We start from the raw sequence: 23,898 nt of genomic DNA, 5'->3' as shown, positions 1-23,898 counted from the left end.
TGGTCTTGACAGTGAAAAAAATCTGTCACATTAGTAAGCTAACGTCGATTTTTAGTTTAAATATTGTACGAAAGTCTTACAGCCCCCGATTTGAAAGGGCTGTAATGTGAAAAAAATTAACAATTAATTAGGCGGTAACGTGCTTTGTCGTACAAATTTTCGTCGCAATTTTGAGGTGGTTTACCGAAAACACACTATTCTAACTGGGCGTAATTTTCACCGACTGGTCGGTTTATCACTCAAACTTAGTGTTTTTTGCCCGACACTCTCGCCCATTCGCCATCTATGGCACTGGGTTCAAGTGTAATATCTTGAGCGTACGCTTCTTCTATGCGCGTAACTTGCTCCGCCAAAATGCCAGAAAGAACTAACAAACCACCTGATTTGCAGTAATTTGTAATCACGCTTTGAAGTTCTAGTAATGGACCTGACAAGATGTTCGCCATCACGACATCGGCTTCAAGCTCAGGCTGGTCTTCAGGAAGGTATACATCCAAACGGTCTTCAACGCCGTTGCGTCGTGCATTTTCTTTTGTTGCTTGTAGCGCTTGTGGGTCGATATCAATGCCGATGACGCGTTTAGCACCCAATTTCAACGCAGCCAGCGCTAATATTCCAGAGCCACAGCCAAAATCGACAACGGTTTTATCTGTCATATCTATGCCGTCTAGCCAGCGCAAGCAAAGCGCTGTGGTAGGGTGCGTGCCAGTACCAAAGGCAAGCCCAGGATCTAACATTACGTTAACGGCGTTTGGATCGGGAACATCGCGCCAGCTTGGGCATATCCACAAGCGCTCGCCAAATTGCATGGGATGGAAGTTATCCATCCACTCTCGCTCCCAGTCTTTGTCTTCAAGTGGCTCAAGCTTATATTTAAAATCAGGGCCTAAGACTTTGGCTTTACCCAAGCGCTGAAGGATGCCTTTCATATCGGCATCAGCTTCAAATAAGCCGACGACTTGTGTATCGGGCCACAGTAACACTTCACCCGGCTTGGGCTCGTACATAGGGGTGTCTTTCGCATCCACATAGGTCACTGCTTGTGAGCCGTTGGCCGTTAGCATGTCGCCTATTGATTCTGCATGTTCAGAGGAGGTATTAATTCGAAGTTGTAGCCAAGCCATAGTTATCGTTCATTGAGACCTTTGCGCTTTATTGTACCTTTGCTTGGCAGTAAACAAAATGCAGGCAAGCGAAAAGCTTTCAGTAAATGAGAGCGCGATGCTTACAGAGGCATGATCAAATCTAACCACTTTGGTTTTCAACAGGCTCTCACGTACTCAATAAAACTTGGCTGCTCAATTGATTACGTAAGCCTCGAGAAAAACTAACCTTTTGTCGACTGGTGAAATTCTAATATAAGTTTATATTATGAGAAGGGTATCGTTTAATTTATAGTCTGGTTCATCTGTTGTATGCGCGCACTTTTATCTGCTGTTTGTTTACTGTGTTTTATCATACCGCTTAGCGCGAAAGAGCTAGATGTGGTTGTAGGCTGGAACAAGCCTCCATACGTTATTTCACAAGAGCACACCGGCTTTGAAGTTGACTTGGTGCGGGCGATCCTTGCTGAAATGGGATATGGATTGTCGCCTATTTATGTTCCTTTCGGGCGTACGGCAAGGTTATTAAAAGATGACGCAGTTGACATTGGACTTACCCTTAATCCTGCACACACGGTCGATCAAAGCATTTTATCTGAGCCATATATTATCTATCAGAACGTCGTGGTAACACGGGCAGACAGAGAACTGACGATAGACAGTATCGACGATTTGAAAGGTAAAAGCGTCATTGCTTTTCAAACCGCTCAATCGGTATTAGGTGAGGACTTTGGGCGAACTCTTGCATCGCAAACTACCTATATAGAAATGGCACGACAAGATCGTCAAGTGGACATGCTGATGCGCGGCAGTGTCGATGTTGCCATTCTCGATAGAAATATTTTCAACTACTTCAAATCTGCAAACAGTGCTTATGCCGAAGACGCAACCGTCTTTCATGAGCTTTTTCCTATATCGCCTTACAGTGCTGCGATCCCCGACCCAGCGCTAAGAGCCAAGTTCAACGCCACCCTTCGGCTATTTATTGAAGATGGGCGGTATCAGTTACTGCTTGATGAATATAAGCTCGATAACCTCCTTCATAAGCTTCCCGTAGCGGAAACGGCAAAATAATTCTTAGACAGTGAACTATTTCTGATCCAACGTATAAGAAACTAACATTACGTTACCTTCTATTGCAGTCAAACGCTGCATAATAAGAAGGAGTAACAGGCGCTAGGATCATACGTTAAGGAAAGGTTTATGTTGAAACAGGGTTTTTTGCTGGCCGTAGTCGTGCTATGCACTGCATGCGTGTCTCAAGCAAATCATACAGATAAGATTGAGCAATGGTTAGATAAGCCTGCTCACGTTCAGGCGCAAGCTATTGCGAGTGGCGAAACGACATCTGCTGAGCTCGTCAGCGGTTATCTTGCGCGAATCGAACGACTAGATGGAAAGGTAAATAGCGTCTTAGCGTTGAACCCTAACGCGCTGACCGAAGCGAAGGCCATCGATAAACAACTAGCGAATGGCGAGACGCTGGGCCCTCTGGCAGGTATTCCCGTACTGCTAAAAGATAATATAGAAAGTGCAGAGATGCCCACCACAGCCGGCTCAATGGCGCTTATTACTAATGACACTGGTCGCGATGCGCCTATCGTAGAAAAACTGAAAGCGGCAGGGGCAATTATTTTGGGTAAAACCAATTTGTCTGAATGGGCAAACTTTCGCTCTGAATCCTCTATCAGCGGCTGGAGTGCAGTTGGCGGGCTTACCCGAAACCCGCATATGCTATCAAGAAGTGCTTGTGGCTCGTCATCGGGCTCGGGCGCTGCCATGTCACTTCGCCTCGCGTCACTTGCCGTGGGCACCGAAACCAATGGTTCTATTATTTGTCCGGCATCCATAAACGGGGTAGTCGGCTTTAAACCAACCGTGGGCTTGCTTTCCAGAACTCACATAGTGCCTATTTCTTTCAGTCAGGACACCGCAGGACCAATGACGTCTAACGTTCAAGACGCCTGGCTAATGACGGCAATCATGGCGGGCCCTGATGCAAGCGATAACGCGACACTAGACGCAGAGTCTCACCGCCCTTCTATGCCAACATCTTCAATGCTGGCTACAGATTTAAAAGGCAAGCGTATTGGTGTGGTTAGGTACCGCCAAGGCGATAACCCTCATGTGCTGGCTGTTTATGAAAGCGCGTTAAAGCAGCTTAAAGCATCGGGCGCGACGCTGGTGGACATCAGTGACTTCTCTCAGCCAGATTCATTTTGGGCCGACTCTTATAATGTTCTGCTGAGTGAGTTCCATCATAGTATTAACGAATACTTGTCGGGGTCTCCAGCAGAGCTTCCTGCAAGGAACTTGTCTGAGCTTATCGATTTCAATAACAAAACAGAGCGCGAGTTAGCGTTATTCAATCAAGACATTTTCGAAAAATCGCTCGCGTCGGCAGCCATTGACAGCGAAAAATATCAAAATGCACTGCGCCTTATTCAAGACACGGCGGGCAAAAATGGTATTGATACGTTGTTAGCAAAGCACAATGTTGATGTACTAGTTGCGCCCTCAAACAGCCCTTCTTTTTTAATAGACGGTGTATATGGTGACCATTCGCCAGTCGGTTTTATCGGTATCGGGTATTTGGCCGCAATTGCAGGATATCCGCATCTCACAGTGCCCGCTGGACAGGTGAAAGATCTTCCTGTGGGAATTAGCTTTATTGGTGGAAAGTGGCAAGACGAAAGCGTGTTGAAAATAGGTAGAGTCTTTGAAGCAAAATACGGCTTCTTCATTAAGCCTGGCCTTCTGCCTACACGTTTTGACAACCCAGCGCTAAAAGGTATCGAAGACGGAATTGACGTAGTTCGCTAGCGGGAAATGAGGATACATAATCGTATTTCGCCTCAACAGAAACGAAAAAAGCCCTTGGTTTAACTCAAGGGCTTTTGAACGTCTTTTCTTTCGATTGGTTAGCCAGGCTTTTTCACCCAAGCGCTACACCAGCCATCAGCGTTAACAAGCTTATTAGGGAAAATGTTACAAGGGCGGTGTTGTTCGCCATCGGCGCCCTGCACGTACATGCAGTTTGCGCATTTTGCACCTTCAACAGTTGACGACGGTGTGTAGTTCAGTGCTTTTGCAGTAGGGTCATCAGCGCTCAATTGTTCTTGAGCCTGAGCACGTAACGCTACACCACCTAATGTAAGACCGATAACTGTCGAGCCAGAAAGCTTTAAAAAGTCACGGCGATTTACAGATTTCATAACATTCTCCTTAAGAGATAGAAACGATAATGATTCTTTTTTATTCAGTGCCTTAAACGCAAAAACCTGCCCAAAGAGGCAGGTTTTGTTTCATGTTTAAATACTATCTCTTTTTGAAAAAAGATCGAACGAAATGTCGCATTTTCGCTTGATCCAGATTAAATAAACTTCAGAGTTACAACCTTAAGTATTGAATGTAAGACCGTTGGACAGTTTATTAGTTCACTTCACGGTTAACTTTACATCGGGCTTTGCATACGCAAATTGCGCAATTCGTTGTGTGCTGTGGTAGCTGTCTAGGCCTGAGATACAGGCCGTTTGCGCTTGCTCTATATCTGCATAGCCGTCTGAATCTATTATTTGCTCAGGAACGTAGAGCTCCTGGATTTCGCCGATAACCATTTCGGTTTCATTAAGCAAAGTAAAATGCTGTGCTACTTTTAAGCCCATTTTAATTTCACTTTCTTTGACATACGGCGCACTGAAGGACTCACTGATCTGCGCGGTTAACCCAACGGCTTCAAATTCACTTTCATCTGGCGCATAGCGGGCTGATGTTTGGTGGGCTTTGTCGACCCAGTCAACAGCCACGTGATTTAGCGTATAAAAGCCCTGCTGTTTTATATTGCTCAACGTATCTCGCGTGACGGTATGTGGACGCATGATCATGCCAATGAGAGGCGGGTTTGCACCGACATGAACAATAGAGCTCACTATAGCCAAATTGTTTGTAACGCCGTTTGTTGTACCCACCAAAGTCGCCGATTTAAAACCAGACAAACTATTAATTAGGTTTGCGCGGTAGCGCTGTGCAAGGGCGTCTATATCACCGCGGGTAAACTGCTTAGTCATTCTCTCTTTCTGCCTCTATCTGAATGTCATCACCGTGCTGATAAGCAGTAAGCTCAATGGGCTGACAACACACTTGGCAGTCGAGCACCTGTACTTGGCCAACATCGTTAATTTCATCTATTTCAACATCATTTGGAGCCATGCAGTAAGGACAGGAAAAGCCCATGGAACGAGTTAAACTCATATTTAAATGCCTTTGTAATCACTAATGCTATTTGTTACGTAATGCAAAGACGAGTGGATTTTCTTTTAGACACGCCCCTTGTATCTGATTTTAAGAGAAAAGGACAAGACTGCCATTTGACGCTTATGAGTAATCAGAAAACTGGGTGCACAAATAATAGATGTGATAGACGAAAAAGGTGACCTTGTGGCAAATAAAGTCGGTCAATGCCCGTGCTGTAATAGAGAAACTCGCCTTACTTACCATCATCTTATACCGCGAAAAATGCACAGGCGTACCTATTTTAAAAAGCACTTTAGCAAAGCGGAGCTTCAGGACGGCATTTACATTTGCAGACAATGTCACAGCGGTATACATCGATTTTATGATGAGATGACGTTGGCCAAACACTACTTCAATTTGCAGCGTTTATTGGCAGATGCGCAGCTTTCTTCGTTCTTTCATTGGGTGTCTAAACAGCGCGTACGCGTGTAAAAGTACACGCTGTGCACTATTAGCAGCAGATGTGATACCCAATCGCGGAGGATTTAATTTGATTCGCGTGGCTGTATAAATATACACTATTGGTGTTTTCATAGCCAAAGATACCTCATGCGAAAAGATTTACCGCCACGTTATTACCTTACACACTTTCACGAGTTCCTTGGGTTCTTTGAGAGTGCTAGCAGGGCGCTTCTAAGTGACGAAGCCACTGACTTTGTTAGGCGTTTTAAAGCGTTAGACGATGACAAACAGTGTATTGTTGTGCGCGCTGCAAATCGCAAGTATGCAGTGATTGACAGGACGCAGTTCAATTATAGCGAAATCGCTGTGCCACAAGAGCAAATAGATTGGCTTACCGACAACGGCTGGTTTGGTGACCTTACCCACGCTTCGCTTAATGACATCGCTGGTGTCTTGACCAAAGATGCTCTGCTTGAGCTACTTGCTGAATACGGCAGTATTCAGGGGCTCGCATCTCTCACCAAGCCTAAACTCGTGACGTTGCTTAATGAACATATCGAAGCTAGAGGCTGGCCAGAGCGTTTTTCGCTAGATAACTACTTAGTGTGCTTGTTCGACGATGCACTTCGCTATTTGCTGTTTATCTATTTTGGTAACACCAAAAGCCGCCTAAATCAGTTTTCTATGCGCGATTTAGGTGTAATGAGAACCCGTTCTGATTCCGTAACGGATACGGCGCGTTTTGAAACTAAAAGCGACGCCCGAGCGTCATGGTTTTACGCCAACCATTACAGCCAGTTAGCTTTTTATAACGATGATATGTTGCTTGCCATTGCCGAAGGTGAACTGCCCATTACAGAAGGTGTGTCGGCATGTTTTTATCGCGACCAGTTTCTCTATGCACTAGGCCTAAAAGTACTGATGTTTGATAGAGCGAAAGGGCTAGAAGTATTGAAAGCGGCGCAAAGCGATAAGGCAAAGGAAAAGTGGTTAAGAGAGAACTACAAGGACGGAAATGAAAATAGTGTTAAACAGACCCTTGAAGAGATAATTGATAATCCGCAATCGGATACGCTGCTAGCATTTGCAGAAGATTTCTATGCCCGTAAATACCACAAAAAACGCACCAGTAAGGTTACCGATATGCTTCGCAATGCTAGCCGTACACTGGATATTGACGTAAGCCAAAACCAACAGGTTGAGCGTGGTGTGCTGGCGTATTATGCAAGGCACGGCATTGAAGGTTGGCGCACGGAAAACCGATTATGGCGCAGTTTGTTCGGCCTTACCTTTTGGAGGCAACTTTACGAAGAAGACACGCTGGTTACGGAGTTTGATCGCAGACCGTTATCGCTTAAACAGAATAACTTTTACGCCAAGTTTGAACACAGTATTGAAGCGTTGTTACAGGCGCTTGATAGCAAAGAAAAACTGCGTTTTCATATTCACAAAATGGCCACGATGCACTATGGCAAAGTGAATAGCCTGTTTATGTGGTCTAGTCATTTGCTTACGCCTATAGAAGCGCTAATTGAGCATGGTTCGCTAGATTCTATTTATGCTTTACTTCGCATGATGTGCAAAGACTTTGAGAGCCTCCGAGATGGCTTCCCCGATATCATGGTATTTGACGGCGCACTTCGCTTTGAAGAAATCAAAGCGCCTGGCGATCAGCTTCGCCGAAATCAGCTGGTTTCAATTCAACGTTTGCAGCAAGCTGGATTTGACGTTGCGGTAACAACAGTGAAATGGATACGCGACCCAGCACAGCCTTATGTTGTGGTAGATATAGAGACCACTGGGGGAAACAGCAGCTACAACCGGATTACCGAAATAGGTATGGTAAAACTTGTTGGTGGGAAAGAGGTGGACAGGTTTCAAACCCTGTTAAATCCGCAGCGCCGCATTCCTAGCAACATTACCCGCCTTACTGGTATTTCGGATGACATGGTGGCAGATGCTCCGCTTTTTGCTGAAGTAGCGGAACACGTGGCAAATTTCACCGAAGACGCTGTGTTCGTGGCTCACAACGTAAACTTTGACTATGGGTTCATCAAGCAAGAGTTTGCAAGACTAGAGCAAAGTTTCAGGCGACCCAAAATGTGTACCGTTCGCGAAATGCGTCGCACCTATCCTGGGCTGCCTTCTTACTCGCTGGCAAACTTAACAAAGCATTTTCACATAGAAATGGAGCAGCATCACCGCGCGCTGAGCGATGCGAAAGCCGCCGCCGAGTTGTTGAAGCTAGCGTTTGAAAAAGACGATGAGCAAGTGAGCGTTTAAGTCGGCCACTAATTGTTTGTAAGTTTAGCGTAGTTGAACTGAACAAAATGAGCCGAAAATAAGTATGTAGTGGGGTTAAACAGGCATATTGAGATGTAAGAAATGGCATTAACTGAAGAACAAGAATCACGTGTAATTGAAATGGCGTGGGAAGACCGTACGCCTTTCGAGGCAATAGAGCGTTTATACGGGCTGCCTGAAAAAGATGTGATAAAGCTTATGCGTAAAAATCTCAAACAGAAAACCTTCAAGAACTGGCGAGAGCGCGTGTCGGGTAGAAAAACCAAACATGCCAGCCTGCGCCCTGAAGGTGTGGACAGAGGATACTGCCCCTCTCAGTACAAATTTAAAGGCGCTAATAAGTAGCGTGTAGAAACCTTTCCTATAGAAGCGGAACGGCCTTACGTTGTCGCTGCCTTTATTTTTTGGGAGGCGAAATAGTAGTAATCGGCAAAAGAAACGCAGTTAACTGCTGCCGCATGGGGGTAGGAAAAACGATCGTGTTTTCTGATTGCAAAATACTCTTAGCGTGGTGAACCTGACGCAATAGATTTTGATAGGTGGCGTCATTTTGCTGAATCGCTTCTACCTTGTTCATGACAAGCTCAATGAACTCTGCAGGAGAAACGTCTGTATGTTGTTTGATCTCAAACGCCAGTGCCTTTAGCACGTAGGCTTCCCACTCCTTTCTATAACTGTCTTTCAGCCGTTCCGGGTAAAGCGTTAAGTCAGATATATCTTGCGCTAAGTCTACGATATCGAGAGGATCATCAAAAAGGACACGAAACGCAAGCAGCGCTTCATCGGAGAGTCGGGAAATGGGAAGTTTTTCTTTGAACTGAGCGTAACGGCTGGGCACAAGAACACCTTCAAATTACGATTATTAGAGTTAAACAATACGAGCTTTAGAGCTTCGTTAAACTAAATTTTAATAAACTCAACTTTAAGTTTAAAGCTCAAGAGATTAAAAATACGTAATCTGCGGCAATTGAACTCACAATGGCGACAAGCCGTAACTTATTATGCACTGTTAAAGTGTGTACGCGTTCTTGCTGTTTGGCCCATCGTTTGATGGGCCTTTTTTATGTGGAGTAGGCGCTTCGTTTCATTCAACTATCGAAGGAGAGTTTTACTCCTGCCAGTAATCGACTGACGCTATCTACCACATCAGCTCTTATAAACCATTCAACATCATGCTTCTCAGATAGCACGCCACTAAATTCCAGAGAGCCGCCGTGACCTGTTCCTAGAAAGTCTTCAATTAATTCAGCGCGCTCACCAAAACTACTGTCTATATAGGAATAGTAAGCAAAATATTCGATAGGATATGATGTGTTAAAAGCGCTTGCAGCGAATTCGCCGCTGGTGCCCACTACAACTTTCGCAGCACTTTCATCAATACGCTGCACTAATTCAATGAACGCGGTATCTTGTTCATTAATACGTAATCGATATTCTGCCCGGGCAAACGTACCGTTCAGCATTCTTTCAAAACTGGCTTCGTAGCTATGTCGTTGTCCCATCTTGGCCGAATATTCAATTTCGAAATACTCGTCCTCTCCGCCAATATTAAAGGCTTCAGATGCTTCAGCATTTGCAAGTTGACCAACGACTATTTCAATGGCGGTGTCGTTTTGCAATTGCCTCACATGACGTACCCCCGTTATCCAACCATCTTTCGACAAGCCGGTGGAAGAAACACGCCCTTTGTAAGTTGGAATAACGCCTAACTCAGTTTTCCCCGAATCGGTTTCATGCCTTAGGTACAGTCGCCGCGCGTAGAGATAATCAGTGTTGTCGCTGCCGAATGTATTGTGGCTTGATGAAAAGTCATCGCCAGTCACCACAAAGCTGTTTATTGACCACGCAGAAGTGATGACAAGAGAGGGATAGTAACGCAGTCGATATTGTTCGCGGCTTGGGCGGTTGGAACGATTATCGTAACGAACTTGAATATCTAGCTTCTGTGAGAAGGTGGGCGCTATTTGTTCTGCCTGCGCGTTAGTTCCTGCAATGGCTATCAGCGGTAAAATAAACAAAAAAAGATTTCGCACCTGTTTAACCTTAAACAACATGATTAAGTAGTTTATACATTAAATCTTTTTATACCAATCCGCATAGATAATTGCCCACTCAGAAGGCGCTGGCAAGTTTCCTAGCGAAGCGTGGGAATGCAGGAATGGCTGTTCCCTTTTAAATTCCCAGAATGAAGCTAGGAAGCTTGCCAGACCTTCCCGAAGGGCGAGTTTAAAATGTCCGTACTCTTTGTTGTGTCACCTTGATGTAGAACCACTATACCTGCGGTAACACGCCGCGATTACAAACATTTTAAATCTCGCTGAGTGGGTAATGATCTATGCAGACTGGTATTACTTAGCGCAACGAATAGCGGTTTAAGGAAAAAAATACAAAAAAAGCCGGCAGGGATGCCGGCAATAAGTGGAGTGGGACTCCAATGAGGGTAAAACACACAAAAGCATTAAAACTCAGGGAGATGTCTTAAAACTTGTATGCAGTATAGAACCAAGTTTTAAATAGGAAAATCGTTAAAAATTGATTGTAGTAATCGGAAAATTAGAATGTGCTGAATAGCGAATAGCGAATAGCGAATAGCGAGTAGCGAAGAAAGAAAATTGGGCTACACAAAAAACAGCGTGTAGCCCAAAGGGGGGATTAGGCTAAGCCTAGCTTCTTCTCTAGGTAGTGGATGTTGGTTCCACCCGCGAAGAAGTTTTCATCGGCCATAATGGCGCGCTGAAGAGGGATATTCGTTTTAATTCCTTCAACCACAATCTCTTCAAGGGCGTGGCGCATACGAGCAATCGCTTCGTCGCGGCTTTCACCATAAGTGATAAGCTTACCAATCATTGAGTCGTAGTAAGGAGGCACGTGGTAGCCCGCGTAAATATGCGACTCCCAACGAATACCTAAACCACCTGGCGCATGGAACATATCAATAGGACCAGGGCTAGGAATAAAGGTTTGTGGATCTTCAGCGTTAATTCGACATTCAATAGCGTGGCCACGAATTTGAATTTGCGACTGATCAATTGACAGTGGCTGACCAGCTGCAATGCGAAGCTGCTCTTTAATAAGGTCAACGCCTGTGATCATTTCAGATACAGGGTGCTCTACCTGAATACGGGTATTCATTTCAATGAAATAGAATTCACCGTTTTCATATAGGAACTCGAAAGTACCTGCTCCGCGGTAGCCAATTTCAATACAGGCTTTGCGGCAGCGATCGCCAATCTTGGTGCGCATTTGCTCAGAAATACCCGGTGCAGGCGCTTCTTCAACCACTTTTTGGTGGCGACGTTGCATTGAACAGTCACGCTCACCTAAGTGAATGGCGTTACCTTGGCCATCGGCTAATACCTGAATTTCAACGTGACGTGGGTTCTCAAGGAATTTTTCCATGTAAACTGTTGAATTACCAAATGCAGCGCCAGCTTCTGCTTGCGTTGTTTCAATGGCTTTAATCAACTCAGCTTCGCTGCGCACCACGCGCATACCACGACCACCGCCGCCGCCCGCAGCTTTAACGATGATTGGGTAACCAATGCGCTTAGCAATGGCTTTGTTGCGCTCTACGTCGTCAGTTAGCGGGCCGTCAGAACCGGGTACACACGGTACGCCTGCTTTTTTCATGGCGTTGATAGCAGAAACTTTGTCACCCATAAGGTTGATAGTTTCAGCTTTAGGGCCAATGAAAATAAAGCCGCTTTTTTCTACCGCTTCAGCAAAGTCTGCGTTTTCCGCTAGGAAACCGTAACCTGGGTGAATAGCAATAGAGTTAGTGACTTCTGCAGCAGCAATAATGCGAGGAATGTTCAGGTAGCTTTCGGTTGCTGATGCTTTACCAATACAAATTGATTCGTCAGCCAGCAACACGTGCTTCAAGTTTTTATCCGCAGTAGAGTGCACTGCTACGGTTTTGATGCCTAGTTCTTTACAGGCTCTCAAAATACGCAGGGCAATCTCACCACGGTTAGCAATAAGTACTTTATCTAGCATAGTTAAGCACTCGCTTATTCGATGATGAACATTGGCTGGTCAAATTCTACAGGGTCTTGGTTTTCAACCAAGATTGCCTTAACCACACCGGCTTTATCTGCTTCAATTTGGTTCATCATCTTCATTGCTTCAACGATACAAAGCGTGTCGCCAACTTTCACTTGCTGACCCACTTCTGCAAATGCTTTTGCCGTTGGTGAAGATGCACGGTAGAACGTACCTACCATTGGAGACTTAACAACGTGACCTTCTGGCTGAGCTGGCTCTGCTGGTGCTTCAGAAGCAGTGGTAGCTGCCGCCGCTGGGGCAGGGGCCATTTGCGGTGCAGCAGGAGCTGCAAAGCTGTAGTTCATTGGCGCTTGAACACCCGTTGGGCCACGGTGGATGCGTACAGACTCTTCGCCTTCAGTGATTTCTAGCTCGGCAATGCCAGATTCTTCCACTAGTTCGATGAGTTTTTTAATCTTTCTAATATCCATGTTCTGTCTCTGCTTTATTTATGCGATTTCGGTAAGTTGATTGCTGCAGTTAGCGCGAGCGAGTAGCCCATGGCACCAAGGCCAACAATGACGCCAGCTGCAACATCAGAAAAATAGGAATGATGACGAAACGGTTCACGGGCGTGAACGTTCGACAAATGCACTTCAATAAACGGGATATTGACACTTAATAATGCATCGCGAAGGGCGACGCTGGTGTGCGTGAAGGCAGCAGGATTAATAATAATGGCATCAACAGTACCCATAGCAGCGTGCACGCGATCAATCAGTTCAAACTCAGCGTTTGACTGAAAATGCGTTAAGGTCACGTTGCTTGACGCAGCCTGCGCCTGCAAATCATCTACGATGTCTTGCAAGGTTTGTGTGCCGTATTTGTCGGGTTCTCTTTGGCCTAACATATTCAGGTTAGGGCCGTTCAATAACAAAATATTCATCTAGTTTGCTGCTATCTTCGGGAAAAAGTCACGGTTATTGCCATTTCAACAAACTTTTGTGACAGTTGCACGAAAAAAAGCCAATTAATTTGCTCGTTTATTGTGTTAAATGCTGATTATAGTGATAGATAAAGATTTCGCAGCAAAATACTGGTCTAATCAGGTGTTTTCGGCGCAAAGTTTATTGGGGGGGTTGCTTGTTGGCTGCCTGTGAAACCGCAGCATGCTGCACTCTCAGAAGGCGTTAGTGGGGGATGAGATGGCAGTTTTAACGAAAAGTATCAGTATGTATTGCTATAAATGCTAAGGCGAGGCCTTAGTTAGGGCGCTGTCGAGGGAAAACGGCACACTCACGTACTTACCATGGAATTTGGCTACATATATGCCAAAGTGAAGGTGGGGTAAGGAAGAAAACCCCGTATTGCCGGTATAACCGATAAGCTGCCCGCGCTTTACAGTTTGCCCTCTTGTTACTACAACACCTTTATATTTCAGGTGGTAGTATTCGCCGGTGGTTCCGTCGCTATGAAGAATAACAACGTAGTTAGCGTATTTTGCAAACTTCGGCGTTGGCCCGCCTTTCGTGCCGTCATCTTTCGTGTCGATCACTACGCCTTCCCGGGCGGCTAAAATAGGTGTACCTACAGGCGCGGCAAAATCGAGAGCATACCTTGACGCACCAGAATGACTAAAATTGCCGTTAAAGCCTTGAACAATACGGTATTTGCTAGCTGGCTGTAGCGGTGGCAGATACGTATAGGCGTTGTCGTGTATCGCGTCTACGCGCCCCACCGTCCATTTAACGCGCAAAGATGCCCAGAATGCGTCGGCATTTTTTACTACGCCAAGGGGCACTTGGTCATTGGTATCTAAAAATGCGTTAACGTGGGCTTTCGATTTAAGCTCCCCATTGCCGGTGGGAATGTCTTGCATAACATTGGAATACAGAGTTAGCGCTACGGGCAATTCTACTTTTCTCTGTACTGAGACTAAATAAAGAGAAGAAGACGAAGGCGTAAGCTCAAAACAAAAGCGTTTGTTATCAAAGCACCCCGTGGTTTTCGCCGTTATTGATAGGGAAAAAGTGAGCGAAATAAAAAAGAAGGCCAGCATTGAAGCCACCCTTCTTTTCTGAAACCCGTTTCTACCCAAGATAAAGAGAGCAGCGCTTCGCACCGCTCGCCATACTCGCCATATGAGAAGAGGAAAGTCCTCGAATCGACGCGCCTTAGTCCAAGCGACCACTTTGACCGTCATTAGTGTTAGACCCATTGTTAAGCCACTCGTTTACGTGACCGGCAAAGGCGTCTGCTTTCATAAACCCGGTGACACGGGCTTTGGTTAGCTCGTCGCCGTTTTCGTCAAAGAACAAAATGGTAGGCAGGCCTAGCACAGTAAAGGTGTCAAAAATCTCCTGACGTTCTGGTGTGTTATCGGTAAGATCCATCTGCATCCATACCGTATTGCTAAGTGCAGATACCACTTTCTTGTCAGGGAACGTGTACTTCTCGAACTCCTTACAGGCTACGCACCAGTCGGCGTACAAATCGACCATCACGGTTTTACCTTGTGCGTTAGCCGCCGCTATTTTATTACGTAAGTCTGCCAAGTCTCGCGCAACAACAAAGTCTGGGTGCCCTGCGTGAACACCATCAGAGTGCTCGCCCCAAAGCCCTGTGTTTAGCCCTGCTTGATAAGTAAGGCCAGCACTTCCCATAATGCCTATTGCCACCACAACAGCACGTACAAGTTTCATCAGTGAGTTTTTGCTGGCGCGATTGAGTACCCAGTAGTAACCGAATAAACCGAAGCCAAGCAATCCCCATAGGAAGCCAGTGGCTGGGCTATTATATAAACGCTCAATAAACACAATGGCCACGGCAAGCATCATAAAGCCGAAAGTCACCTTAACCACATTCATCCAGTTACCTGCTTTAGGTAGGAGTTTTCCACCTGTCATGCCGAACAGAATAAGTGGAACGCCCATACCAATACTTAACAAGTAAAGAGAAATAAAGCCCAGTGTCATATCGCCAGTTTGGGCGATGAATAACAATATACCGGTTAGCGGGGCAGTAGTGCAGGGTGAAGCGATAAGGCCAGACAATACGCCCATAATAAACACCCCTGCGAAACTGCCGGGCGTTTGATTGTTACTCATGTGAGTGAGCTTTTCTTGATACTTTGCCGGTAGCTGAATTTCAAAGCCACCAAACAGAGCAACGGCAAGCGCCACAAATAGCACAATGAATACGCCCAGCACCACAGGGTGTTGAAGCGCAGCTTGAAACTGCGCTCCTGCCACAGCGACAACCAACCCAAGCAACGAGTAGGTAATTGCCATGCCTTGTACATAAACAAAGGTTAGCCAGAATGAATGCGATGCGGTTTTAGGCTTGCCCTGACCAATCACAATGCCCGACACAATGGGATACATAGGAAATACGCAAGGGGTAAAGGCTAAGCCTACGCCTAGTGCAAAAAATAGAGCTAAAGTGAGCGCAAGGTTATCTTTATCAATTAGCCTTTGCGCTAAATCGAACTGCTCGCTTTGCGAAGAGGCCGCTGCGTCATTTGATTCTGAGGTCGTATCTGTATCAGCAACTGCACTGCTTCCCACTTCGTTTAAATACACGACTTTCACTGTCGGCGGGTAGCAAAGCCCTGCATCAGCGCAGCCTTGATAGCGAATTTTAACTACGCCGTCACTGCTCGCTGATTCAATGGGCAAAGTAATAGATACGCCGTTGTAAAACACTTCAGACTCGCCAAAGAACTCATCCTGAATCATTACCCCATTTGGGTACTCAGGCTCGCCAATTTCGGCTTGTTTCGCCACAAACTTAAACTGCTTTAGGTACAGATAATAGCCGTCGGCAATATCGAAGCTTACCGTAAGCACATCGCCTTTTTGGTTAAAATCGAACGCAAACGCTTGGTCTACATCTAAAAATTGGGGTTCATCCACGAACGGATCGTCAAAGGCATTGGGCACCTGAGCCAAGGCGAACGTGCTTAATAACGTCATTAAACAAAATGCTGAAAGTACATAAGCGCTAAAGCGACGAAACAGTGAAGCTGATGCAGTGCCTGATGGAAAAGGAGGTAAAGTCATAAAGTTACAGTTCATTTTTATCTATTTTGCGTTGTCGTTATTTTTATTAGAATTACGTTTTAACTAGCGCTGTAGCGTGGTTTGTAACCACTGACCGTAAGCGCTGCTAGCCTCAGCATTAAGTTCTAACCATTCAGGGACATCGTACGGATGTAGTTCGCTTACTCTATCGAAGGCCTGTAAAACGTGTTGTGTGTTCGTTTTAATAAGCAGTTGGCATTCTGCGTCGGTTTCTACCTTCCCCTGCCACTCATAAACGGACTCTATACCCTTGATTATGTTGACGCAGGCGGCAAGCTTTTCTTCAACAAGCGTGCTGGCAATTAACTGCGCTGTCTTTTCATCGGGCGTGGTGCACAATACAAGTTTAATTGTCATGAACTTTTCCTACTTTGTTTCGCGCCTGTTACTTTGCTACTGGGTCGATATGTAATTGACCTGAAAAGTCGCACTATTCTTTCATAACTACAGTATATCACGGTCGTTATCGGTCGCTTTAAGTGGCTATTTAAGCGAAAGGGTGGGCACCTTTTCTTGTTATTACGTACAAAGACCCTATTACAGGTTATGAATACATGAAAGAGGAAGCATTTTGCGGGTTTTATTTATACTGTTTGCCCTATTACCTATTTTAGAGATTGCGTTGCTAATTAATGTAGGCAGCGTAATTGGTGGTTGGAATACCGTTGGCTTGGTACTTCTTTCTGCCTTTATTGGTGCTTATTTTGTTAAGCGCGAAGGTGTGAGTACGCTGCAAACGGCACAAGAAAAAATGCAGCGAAATGAAGTGCCAGGAAAAGAACTAGTTGAAGGCTTGATGCTGGTGGTTGCGGGTGTTTTACTTGTGACGCCAGGCTTTATTACCGATATTTTCGGCTTCTTATTGGCAATGCCAGGCTCTCGTCACTTCTTTGCTGCTCAGGTCAGTAAGCACATGAAAATGCGTGTTGTTGCTGCGGGGATGGGGCCGGGAACTGCAGGCTTCGGACAGGGTCAGTCACCGTTTGGGCAAAGTCCTTTCGACCAGCGTCCACGTTCACATAATAGCGATGGTGATGTGTTTGAAGGTGAGTACACCGATCACACCACTAACGACCCAGATAAGCGCTTAAAATAGCGAGCCCCAACGCCCTCTCCGTCAGGTTATGAGCGCCGTTTACCGCGATAAACGGCGTTTACTTGCCTGGTAAAAAGAAGTATTTAGTGAAAAAACCAAATTTTTTACATTTTTTTGCTTAAAAACCCTTGAAGTTATCTGGGTACTACCCCATCTATCCGTGCAGAAACGATTTTAACTGCTCAGCAATGAGCAACCCAGGCACACAACATTCGGACAGTCTGAATGTTGGTAATCACATAAACTTGAATAGTGGAATTTTCAGGAGACTTGAAAATGGCAATTCGTCCTTTACACGACCGCGTAATCCTTAAGCGCGCAGAGCAAGAAAGCAAATCTGCAGGCGGTATCGTTCTGACTGGTTCTGCAGCAGAAAAATCTACACGCGGCGAAGTAATCGCAGTAGGTAACGGTCGCATTCTTGAGAACGGCGAAGTTAAAGCGCTAGACGTTAAAGTAGGCGACACCGTTATTTTCAACGACGGTTACGGCGTTAAAACAGAAAAGCTGGATGGTGAAGAAGTACTAATCCTAAGCGAAAGCGACATTCTAGCGATTGTTGAGTAATTACAACTAACGTTAAAACGAATTTTAGAGGAATTTAATCATGGCAGCTAAAGAAGTACGTTTTGGTGATGACGCTCGCAGCAAAATGCTAAAAGGCGTAAACACACTAGCTAACGCAGTTAAAGTAACACTAGGTCCAAAAGGCCGTAACGTTGTTCTAGACAAGTCTTTCGGTGCACCGACTATCACTAAAGATGGTGTGTCTGTAGCGAAAGAAATCGAGCTTGAAGACAAGTTCGAGAACATGGGCGCGCAGATGGTAAAAGAAGTTGCGTCTAAAGCGAACGACGAAGCAGGTGACGGTACAACTACTGCTACTGTACTTGCTCAAGCAATCGTTACTGAAGGTCTTAAGAGCGTTGCAGCGGGTATGAACCCAATGGATCTTAAGCGCGGTATCGACAAAGCAGTTGCGGCAGCAGTTGAAGAGCTTAAAGCTCTGTCTACTGACTGTGCAGACAGCAAGTCTATCGCTCAAGTAGGTACTATCTCTGCAAACTCTGATTCAGAAGTTGGCGACATCATTGCTCAAGCGATGGAGAAAGTAGGTAAAGAAGGTGTTATCACTGTAGAAGAAGGTCAGGCACTTCAAAACGAACTAGACGTTGTTGAAGGTATGCAGTTCGACCGCGGTTACCTATCTCCATACTTCATCAACAACCAAGAAAACGGTACTGTTGAACTAGACAACCCGTTCATCCTATTAGTTGACAAGAAGATTTCTAACATCCGCGAACTACTTCCTACCCTTGAAGGCGTAGCGAAAGCGGGTAAGCCGCTAATGATCATCGCTGAAGATGTTGAAGGCGAAGCGCTTGCTACACTAGTAGTTAATAACATGCGCGGTATTGTTAAAGTTGCAGCGGTTAAAGCACCAGGTTTCGGTGACCGTCGTAAAGCAATGCTTCAAGACATCGCTATCCTAACTGGCGGTACAGTAATCTCTGAAGAAATTGGTCTAGACCTTGAAAAAGTGCAGCTTGAAGACCTAGGTACTGCTAAGCGCGTAGTTATCAACAAAGACAACACAACAGTTGTTGACGGTAACGGCGACCAAGAAGCGATTGAAGGCCGTTGTGCTCAAATCAAAGGTCAAATTGAAGACTCTACGTCAGACTACGACAAAGAGAAGCTTCAAGAGCGTCTAGCTAAGCTTTCTGGCGGTGTTGCAGTAATTAAAGTTGGTGCAGCAACTGAAGTTGAAATGAAAGAGAAGAAAGACCGCGTAGAAGATGCACTACACGCAACTCGCGCAGCGGTTGAAGAAGGTGTGGTACCTGGTGGTGGTGTAGCACTAGTTCGCGCAGCAGCTAAACTTGCTGACCTTACTGGCGACAACGACGACCAAACAGTAGGTATTAAGCTTGCACTACGTGCAATGGAAGCGCCTCTACGTCAAATCTCTATCAACTCAGGTGCAGAAGCATCTGTAGTAGTTAACGAAGTGAAGAACGGCGAAGGTAACTACGGTTACAACGCAGGTAACGATACTTACGGCGACATGCTAGAGATGGGTATTCTTGACCCAACTAAAGTAACGCGCTCTGCACTACAGTTCGCATCTTCAATTGCTTCACTAATGATCACAACTGAAGCAATGGTAGCTGAACTACCTAAAGAAGACGCACCAGCAATGCCTGATATGGGCGGCATGGGCGGAATGGGCGGCATGATGTAAGAATCGCCCCGCTTTCTAGGTCCTTATAAATCAAGGGCTTACAAGCCTTCTGAGACTAACTGTGGTACGTTTTGTATCACGGTTAGTTTCACACCATTTCCTTAATCTCCTTTTACAATATTCCATCAGCTCCTTATAAGCTACCCTTAAATTTCACTCTTTAAAATAAGCTCTGTAAGCGTCTCTATGCTCTCGTAATGGGTCGGGTGTGCCTATGGTCTGGTCACTCTCAAAGTCTTTTCACAGATCTTCTCAGGATCTTCTGTAGGGCACAGGGGGAGGGGGCGAGGTAATAACCCTAAGTGACGATTGCGTCGTTCCGTGACTTTGAACAAAAACGTGTTTTACTTTTGCTCATTTTTTAATAGGCTGAGTTAACTAAGGAGAGTAGCAATGCAAAGAGAAATAGATCCATTAATCTTACAAGTTGCGGATGACCACAAGACTGCGTACCAGACTGGTAAAGATGGGCTGTTTAGATATTCGTTCTATTCTAAGAAATATGCTTACAGGCATGCCGCTCTCTTTACTGATGGGCTGTTGTACCACAGTAACCCTAACTCATTTAACGACCCCTTTGACTGTAAGTTCCACATACCTTTTCCTGATCCCTCAATCGATGACGACAACCTCAAAGGTTTCATAAGTGATATTGAGTTGATGCACAAGTTATACGAAGAATTAGGAATTGCATTACCACGTCGGTCTATGGACAGTATTCTTTCAGATGCGAGTATTAGGGAATCTTTTTATAAGGCTATTAGTGGAGAATATGAGAAAACGAGGGTCTGCTGTTTTACCTCTAAAAATGATAACCCTCTTTTTTGGTCTCATTACGCCAATTCACATAAGGGATATTGCGTAAGGTTTGCTGTGACTGACAATCCCCAAAGCGTAATTCATAACGCTAGGCAGATCGTTTATTCAGAGGACTACCCTACGATAACATTCCCAATTATGACTAAATTAGTGAAGGCGTTAATTCCGTTTTTCCGTAAGTCTAAAGAATGGGAATATGAGGATGAATACAGAAGCATTTTTAGTCCCCATTGGGTCAAGCAGCCTGAGAATAACGGAGAGTCATTATCGCTTACCAACGATAAAATCACTGACGTCTATTTTGGTGTCAAAATGTCAGATGAAGATAAGAAAGACGTTATTCAGCTCATCGATGACGGTCCTTTCACCCCCAAAATTTGGCAAGCAAAAACACACGGCAGCAAATATGAACTGGAGTTTGAGGCTTATAAGCTTTAACTGTCAGAATTTCACACTTTCAAACTGACATTGTCATAAACTTGATTTTTAGAGTTGTTGACAGCGCATTCGCTGGGTGTCACTATCTCTTAAGTTTTTGACATATAGAAGTTCACTTATGGAATTCGTAGGCTATGCAAGGGTGTCTACCCAGCAACAAGACCTCACACAGCAAATAGATAAGCTAGAAGCTTACGGCTGCAAGAAGATATTTAAGGGAAAGCATTCAGGTAAAGAGGCAACTAACAAAGAGGCTCTCGAAGAATTACTAAGATATGTCCGTGAAGGTGACACTGTGGTTGTCACTAAGCTGGATAGACTAGGTAGGTCTTTGTCTCAGGTACTAGTATGCCTCGACACCTTAGTGAAACGTAAAGTCAACCTCGTGACTATTGACCAAGCCATAGACACTAAAAAGACAGACGCATTAAGTAAGGCGATGGTCCAACTCCTAGGGATGTTCGCAGAGCTAGAGAGGAACTTCATCGTGACTAGGACCCAAGAAGGCAAAGCGGCTACGGGTAACTATGGTGGTCGTAAACCTAAGCTCACCAAAGAACAAGAACAAGAGATTCGTGACAAGTTGGCTAATGGAGTCAGCAAGGTCAAATTAAGTAAAGAATATGGAGTCGCAAGGGCTACCATTTTGAATATCAGTAGAAAGGACAAGTAATGGGTCATGTATGTTATACAGTGAAGTTATCACGGTATTGCCCCCTTTTTAATGACTCGTCTAGACCTCGCAGCGTAGCCTCTTTGACTGTCTGAATATCACTCGAATATACCCTGTTTTGAATAATCCCTGACTATTAGAACAAAGTGGAAAGACATTAGGGTATGTACCTAAAGATTCCCTTAGGGACCGTTGAGGCTAGACCTACTAATAATATCAATATTAGTTACCTACCTTAAGGAGTCCCTAGGGCCTCCCCTAAGACATAGACTATTGAGTTGTAATTAGTTTGGTCATCCTCATATAGGGTCATTCGCTACGACCCACCTAGAGTCATACCTCAACTTCCTCAGGTCTCTCCCCTAAGACATAAACAAACAAGGAACACCACACACATGAACACTATTGCACTATCTAAGATTAACCTTAAGGCCCCTACTCAGTTGAGGTCATCAGGTGAAGATATGACTCACGTAGAAGACCTAGCGCATTCATTCGCTGACACTGGGTCCTTCAAGGAACTACCATGGGTAGCCCTGATTAAAGACACAAACGAATATGTACCTATTGATGGTTTCCATAGGTTAACAGCCCTTCAATGGTTAGCAGAACACGAGGACATTGAGTGTCAGGTAGACCTCGATAATGTCTCAGTAAGACTCTCTGAGTTTGACACTATGCCTGAGGCTATCGTAGCTGCTGCTGGGGTCAACGCTAATCATGGCCTTAAGCGTAAGAGTACGGATATACACAACGCTATCCAAAAACTACTTGAAGTTGACCGCATAGGTTTCTCAAAGACCAAATACACACTAGATAGAGAAGCTATCATGAAGGTGGTCAATTGTTCCTCTGCAACCTACAGGAGAGCCACTGAGGAAATCCGTAAAGAGCTTACTGATGCTCGTGACTTTGTGGTCAAACGCTTAGACTATGAAGGTATCTCTCAACGTGAGATTCAACAAAGAACAGGTGTACCCCAAAAGACTATTAGCAGGATTCTTAGTGAGTCAAAACGCTCAGTGAGCAAAATGACTCAGTCCCACGTTGATGACCTTCAGAGTCTTGATGACCAAAAGCGCCATGATGGCAAAACTAGTCATTCAGTGAACACCCTACAGGACCTCAGTGAGTCAAACCGCTCAGTGAGCAAAATGACTCATGATGAAACCCTAGATGGTCTAGGTGAGCAAAAACGGCATAGTGCCAAAATTACACAGTCAAAAAATGAACAAGGTGACCAAAAACGGCATAGTGCCAAAAACGGTCACTCAAGCAATGAACAGGTTCAAAGTGCGGATAAACGGCACGATGCCAAAACTCAGCAAGACCGTATACAGAAACGTAAGGTCAAACTCATTGAGTCTATAACACGCCAGTTGAGTTCCCTCAGTGTAGAGCAGCTCAAGAGTGTAGATGGTCATATAGCTACTGTCTCAGACTTCTAGCCTCTCTCTTCAAACGCGAGGCTACCACTAAGATATTTCTTAACGTATTCCATAGTAAGGGACAGAAAATGAACACTATTGCTTTATCTAAAATCAACCTAGACGCTCCAACTCAACTACGCGCACTGGGTGAAGATATGACTCACGTGAAGGACCTAGCATATTCATACGCTGACACTGGGACCTTCACAGAGCTACCATGGGTGGCACTGGTACAAGAGACTGGTGAGTACGTTCCTATTGATGGGTTCCACAGGCTTAACGCTATCGACTGGTTAACAAAGCAGAACGAGATACCTGTAGAGGTAGACCTAGAGAATGTAGCTATCCGTTACTCTGAATTTGAAACTATGGCTGACGCTATTGTCGCTGCTGCTGGGGTCAACGCTAACCATGGCCTTAAGCGTAAGAGTAGCGACATTCACTCGACAATCAGAAAGCTACTTGAAGTAGACCGTATGCGATTCCTTAAAGATAAGTACACGTTAGATAAAAAGGAAATCATGAGTGTGGTCAAATGCTCTTCAGCCACATACAAGAGAGCTACAGAAGAGGTTAGGGGTGAGCTTACACGTTCACGTGATTTTAGAATAACCACTTTATCAGATGAGGGCCTTACTCAAGCAGAGATTGCTAAACGGATAGGATGCGGTCAAACAACTGTAAGTGGCATTCTTAAGCGAAAAAGCTCAGTGAGCCTTTCTGCTAAACTAGTCAATGAACAACAAGAGGAGTCACATGAAGAAATCACTTCTAGCAATATCGATACAGATAGCTCTATCGAAACCACAGAAGAACAACCTTCAGTCTTAGCCCATGTAACAGAGGCAAGCGTAGCAGAATGCCCTTGGGATGACATAGAAGATGACGTAGAGGTGCAGGAAGAGGCCACAGGTCCGTCTTTTTCTGAGACTAGCGCCCAAGCGAGAATTAGGCTATTCATTGAGGACCTGTCTGAAGAAGATAAGGCTTACGCCCTGAAGCTACTAGCTGTTTAGAGGCTACTTAAAG

The 23,898-nt window shown here is 45.1% G+C and carries 24 protein-coding genes; 12 read left to right on the top strand and 12 right to left on the bottom strand.

All coding sequences use genetic code 11. The features are described from left to right. Window positions 1-245 precede the first annotated feature (245 nt). Entirely contained in the window at window positions 246-1,124 is an 879-nt protein-coding gene (gene prmA, locus AC0J2X_RS11435; protein WP_061486807.1) for a 50S ribosomal protein L11 methyltransferase, read from the bottom strand. A 291-nt stretch (window positions 1,125-1,415) separates the two neighbouring features. Between prmA and AC0J2X_RS11430 the strand changes: the two genes are divergently transcribed. Together AC0J2X_RS11430 and AC0J2X_RS11425 are read left to right on the top strand one after the other, a co-directional pair. Continuing rightward, entirely contained in the window at window positions 1,416-2,177 is a 762-nt protein-coding gene (locus AC0J2X_RS11430) for a substrate-binding periplasmic protein (RefSeq protein WP_014951287.1), read from the top strand. Between the two features lie 129 nt (window positions 2,178-2,306). Continuing rightward, window positions 2,307-3,926, top strand: a complete 1,620-nt coding sequence (locus tag AC0J2X_RS11425) for an amidase (RefSeq protein ID WP_069945193.1) — start codon at window positions 2,307-2,309, stop codon at window positions 3,924-3,926. 98 nt (window positions 3,927-4,024) lie between these two features. Here AC0J2X_RS11425 and AC0J2X_RS11420 read toward each other — a convergent pair whose 3' ends face one another. From AC0J2X_RS11420 to AC0J2X_RS11410, 3 genes are all read right to left on the bottom strand, one after another. Continuing rightward, window positions 4,025-4,318 carry a high-potential iron-sulfur protein gene (locus AC0J2X_RS11420; RefSeq protein ID WP_014951285.1) on the bottom strand — a complete coding sequence of 98 codons (294 nt, stop codon included), beginning with the start codon at window positions 4,316-4,318 and terminating at the stop codon, window positions 4,025-4,027. A gap of 222 nt (window positions 4,319-4,540) precedes the next feature. Continuing rightward, window positions 4,541-5,170: a flavin reductase family protein gene (locus AC0J2X_RS11415; protein WP_014951284.1), complete on the bottom strand. Its 630-nt coding sequence runs from the start codon at window positions 5,168-5,170 to the stop codon at window positions 4,541-4,543. Then, on the bottom strand, window positions 5,163-5,354 hold the full coding sequence (locus AC0J2X_RS11410; protein ID WP_014980678.1) for a zinc ribbon domain-containing protein: 192 nt from the start codon (window positions 5,352-5,354) through the stop codon (window positions 5,163-5,165). The genes AC0J2X_RS11415 and AC0J2X_RS11410 overlap by 8 nt, the downstream gene beginning before the upstream one ends. A 186-nt stretch (window positions 5,355-5,540) precedes the next feature. Between AC0J2X_RS11410 and AC0J2X_RS11405 the strand changes: the two genes are divergently transcribed. The 3 genes from AC0J2X_RS11405 (at window position 5,541) to AC0J2X_RS11395 (ending at window position 8,447) form a co-directional block, all read left to right on the top strand. Continuing rightward, a complete protein-coding gene (locus AC0J2X_RS11405) occupies window positions 5,541-5,828 on the top strand; it encodes a hypothetical protein (protein ID WP_230598863.1) in 288 nt (95 codons plus the stop codon). Window positions 5,829-5,945: 117 nt separating this feature from the next. After that, window positions 5,946-8,081, top strand: coding sequence for an exonuclease domain-containing protein (locus AC0J2X_RS11400; RefSeq protein ID WP_069945192.1), 2,136 nt, complete (start codon window positions 5,946-5,948; stop codon window positions 8,079-8,081). A 102-nt stretch (window positions 8,082-8,183) separates the two neighbouring features. Further along, window positions 8,184-8,447 carry a TIGR03643 family protein gene (locus AC0J2X_RS11395; protein ID WP_014977757.1) on the top strand — a complete coding sequence of 88 codons (264 nt, stop codon included), beginning with the start codon at window positions 8,184-8,186 and terminating at the stop codon, window positions 8,445-8,447. 52 nt (window positions 8,448-8,499) lie between these two features. On the opposite strand, the gene AC0J2X_RS11390 is transcribed toward AC0J2X_RS11395, so the two are convergent. The 8 genes from AC0J2X_RS11390 to cutA all read right to left on the bottom strand — a co-directional run bounded on the left by AC0J2X_RS11390 (window position 8,500) and on the right by cutA (window position 16,525). Further along, window positions 8,500-8,940, bottom strand: a complete 441-nt coding sequence (locus tag AC0J2X_RS11390; RefSeq protein WP_069945191.1) for a hypothetical protein — start codon at window positions 8,938-8,940, stop codon at window positions 8,500-8,502. 250 nt (window positions 8,941-9,190) lie between these two features. Continuing rightward, the gene (locus AC0J2X_RS11385; RefSeq protein WP_069945267.1) at window positions 9,191-10,135 is read right to left on the bottom strand and encodes a hypothetical protein; all 945 of its coding nucleotides are present in this window, start codon (window positions 10,133-10,135) and stop codon (window positions 9,191-9,193) included. A 619-nt stretch (window positions 10,136-10,754) separates the two neighbouring features. After that, window positions 10,755-12,098 (bottom strand): acetyl-CoA carboxylase biotin carboxylase subunit, encoded by a 1,344-nt coding sequence (gene accC / locus AC0J2X_RS11380; protein ID WP_039228980.1) that lies wholly within the window; start codon window positions 12,096-12,098, stop codon window positions 10,755-10,757. Between the two features lie 14 nt (window positions 12,099-12,112). After that, window positions 12,113-12,577 (bottom strand): acetyl-CoA carboxylase biotin carboxyl carrier protein, encoded by a 465-nt coding sequence (accB, locus tag AC0J2X_RS11375; RefSeq protein WP_014951276.1) that lies wholly within the window; start codon window positions 12,575-12,577, stop codon window positions 12,113-12,115. A 14-nt stretch (window positions 12,578-12,591) separates the two neighbouring features. After that, window positions 12,592-13,032, bottom strand: a complete 441-nt coding sequence (aroQ, locus tag AC0J2X_RS11370) for a type II 3-dehydroquinate dehydratase (RefSeq protein WP_014951275.1) — start codon at window positions 13,030-13,032, stop codon at window positions 12,592-12,594. 303 nt (window positions 13,033-13,335) lie between these two features. Next, entirely contained in the window at window positions 13,336-14,145 is an 810-nt protein-coding gene (locus AC0J2X_RS11365) for a M23 family metallopeptidase (RefSeq protein WP_069945190.1), read from the bottom strand. A gap of 115 nt (window positions 14,146-14,260) precedes the next feature. After that, entirely contained in the window at window positions 14,261-16,147 is a 1,887-nt protein-coding gene (locus AC0J2X_RS11360) for a protein-disulfide reductase DsbD (RefSeq protein WP_069945266.1), read from the bottom strand. Between the two features lie 63 nt (window positions 16,148-16,210). Further along, complete coding sequence (gene cutA, locus AC0J2X_RS11355; RefSeq protein ID WP_014951272.1) at window positions 16,211-16,525, bottom strand: divalent-cation tolerance protein CutA; 315 nt, start codon at window positions 16,523-16,525, stop codon at window positions 16,211-16,213. A 214-nt stretch (window positions 16,526-16,739) separates the two neighbouring features. Between cutA and AC0J2X_RS11350 the strand changes: the two genes are divergently transcribed. The 7 genes from AC0J2X_RS11350 (at window position 16,740) to AC0J2X_RS11320 (ending at window position 23,885) form a co-directional block, all read left to right on the top strand. Next, window positions 16,740-17,264: an FxsA family protein gene (locus AC0J2X_RS11350; protein ID WP_061096170.1), complete on the top strand. Its 525-nt coding sequence runs from the start codon at window positions 16,740-16,742 to the stop codon at window positions 17,262-17,264. 276 nt (window positions 17,265-17,540) lie between these two features. Then, entirely contained in the window at window positions 17,541-17,831 is a 291-nt protein-coding gene (locus AC0J2X_RS11345) for a co-chaperone GroES (RefSeq protein WP_012520088.1), read from the top strand. 40 nt (window positions 17,832-17,871) lie between these two features. Then, entirely contained in the window at window positions 17,872-19,509 is a 1,638-nt protein-coding gene (groL, locus tag AC0J2X_RS11340; protein ID WP_014951270.1) for a chaperonin GroEL, read from the top strand. Window positions 19,510-19,902: 393 nt separating this feature from the next. Continuing rightward, window positions 19,903-20,766 (top strand): DUF2971 domain-containing protein, encoded by an 864-nt coding sequence (locus AC0J2X_RS11335; protein ID WP_472996054.1) that lies wholly within the window; start codon window positions 19,903-19,905, stop codon window positions 20,764-20,766. Between the two features lie 76 nt (window positions 20,767-20,842). Further along, window positions 20,843-21,439 carry a recombinase family protein gene (locus tag AC0J2X_RS11330; protein ID WP_472996052.1) on the top strand — a complete coding sequence of 199 codons (597 nt, stop codon included), beginning with the start codon at window positions 20,843-20,845 and terminating at the stop codon, window positions 21,437-21,439. A gap of 395 nt (window positions 21,440-21,834) precedes the next feature. Then, on the top strand, window positions 21,835-22,887 hold the full coding sequence (locus tag AC0J2X_RS11325; protein WP_069945187.1) for a ParB N-terminal domain-containing protein: 1,053 nt from the start codon (window positions 21,835-21,837) through the stop codon (window positions 22,885-22,887). Between the two features lie 68 nt (window positions 22,888-22,955). After that, window positions 22,956-23,885, top strand: a complete 930-nt coding sequence (locus AC0J2X_RS11320) for a hypothetical protein (protein ID WP_069945186.1) — start codon at window positions 22,956-22,958, stop codon at window positions 23,883-23,885. The last annotated feature ends 13 nt before the right edge of the window (window positions 23,886-23,898 follow it).

The organism is Alteromonas sp. R7 (assembly GCF_055755235.1).
This window is presented reverse-complemented; position numbering and strand designations above follow the sequence as displayed.

Excerpts from the sequence above, each read along its gene's own strand:
- AC0J2X_RS11365 (WP_069945190.1), bottom strand. The coding sequence starts at position 14,145 with ATGCTGGCCTTCTTTTTTATTTCGCTCACTTTTTCCCTATCAATAACG.
- groL (WP_014951270.1), top strand. The coding sequence starts at position 17,872 with ATGGCAGCTAAAGAAGTACGTTTTGGTGATGACGCTCGCAGCAAAATG.
- AC0J2X_RS11345 (WP_012520088.1), top strand. The coding sequence starts at position 17,541 with ATGGCAATTCGTCCTTTACACGACCGCGTAATCCTTAAGCGCGCAGAG.
- AC0J2X_RS11410 (WP_014980678.1), bottom strand. The coding sequence starts at position 5,354 with ATGAGTTTAACTCGTTCCATGGGCTTTTCCTGTCCTTACTGCATGGCT.
- cutA (WP_014951272.1), bottom strand. The coding sequence starts at position 16,525 with ATGACAATTAAACTTGTATTGTGCACCACGCCCGATGAAAAGACAGCG.
- prmA (WP_061486807.1), bottom strand. The coding sequence starts at position 1,124 with ATGGCTTGGCTACAACTTCGAATTAATACCTCCTCTGAACATGCAGAA.
- AC0J2X_RS11425 (WP_069945193.1), top strand. The coding sequence starts at position 2,307 with ATGTTGAAACAGGGTTTTTTGCTGGCCGTAGTCGTGCTATGCACTGCA.
- accB (WP_014951276.1), bottom strand. The coding sequence starts at position 12,577 with ATGGATATTAGAAAGATTAAAAAACTCATCGAACTAGTGGAAGAATCT.
- AC0J2X_RS11335 (WP_472996054.1), top strand. The coding sequence starts at position 19,903 with ATGCAAAGAGAAATAGATCCATTAATCTTACAAGTTGCGGATGACCAC.
- AC0J2X_RS11415 (WP_014951284.1), bottom strand. The coding sequence starts at position 5,170 with ATGACTAAGCAGTTTACCCGCGGTGATATAGACGCCCTTGCACAGCGC.
- AC0J2X_RS11400 (WP_069945192.1), top strand. The coding sequence starts at position 5,946 with ATGCGAAAAGATTTACCGCCACGTTATTACCTTACACACTTTCACGAG.
- AC0J2X_RS11395 (WP_014977757.1), top strand. The coding sequence starts at position 8,184 with ATGGCATTAACTGAAGAACAAGAATCACGTGTAATTGAAATGGCGTGG.
- AC0J2X_RS11430 (WP_014951287.1), top strand. The coding sequence starts at position 1,416 with ATGCGCGCACTTTTATCTGCTGTTTGTTTACTGTGTTTTATCATACCG.
- AC0J2X_RS11360 (WP_069945266.1), bottom strand. The coding sequence starts at position 16,147 with ATGACTTTACCTCCTTTTCCATCAGGCACTGCATCAGCTTCACTGTTT.
- accC (WP_039228980.1), bottom strand. The coding sequence starts at position 12,098 with ATGCTAGATAAAGTACTTATTGCTAACCGTGGTGAGATTGCCCTGCGT.
- AC0J2X_RS11420 (WP_014951285.1), bottom strand. The coding sequence starts at position 4,318 with ATGAAATCTGTAAATCGCCGTGACTTTTTAAAGCTTTCTGGCTCGACA.
- aroQ (WP_014951275.1), bottom strand. The coding sequence starts at position 13,032 with ATGAATATTTTGTTATTGAACGGCCCTAACCTGAATATGTTAGGCCAA.
- AC0J2X_RS11320 (WP_069945186.1), top strand. The coding sequence starts at position 22,956 with ATGAACACTATTGCTTTATCTAAAATCAACCTAGACGCTCCAACTCAA.
- AC0J2X_RS11325 (WP_069945187.1), top strand. The coding sequence starts at position 21,835 with ATGAACACTATTGCACTATCTAAGATTAACCTTAAGGCCCCTACTCAG.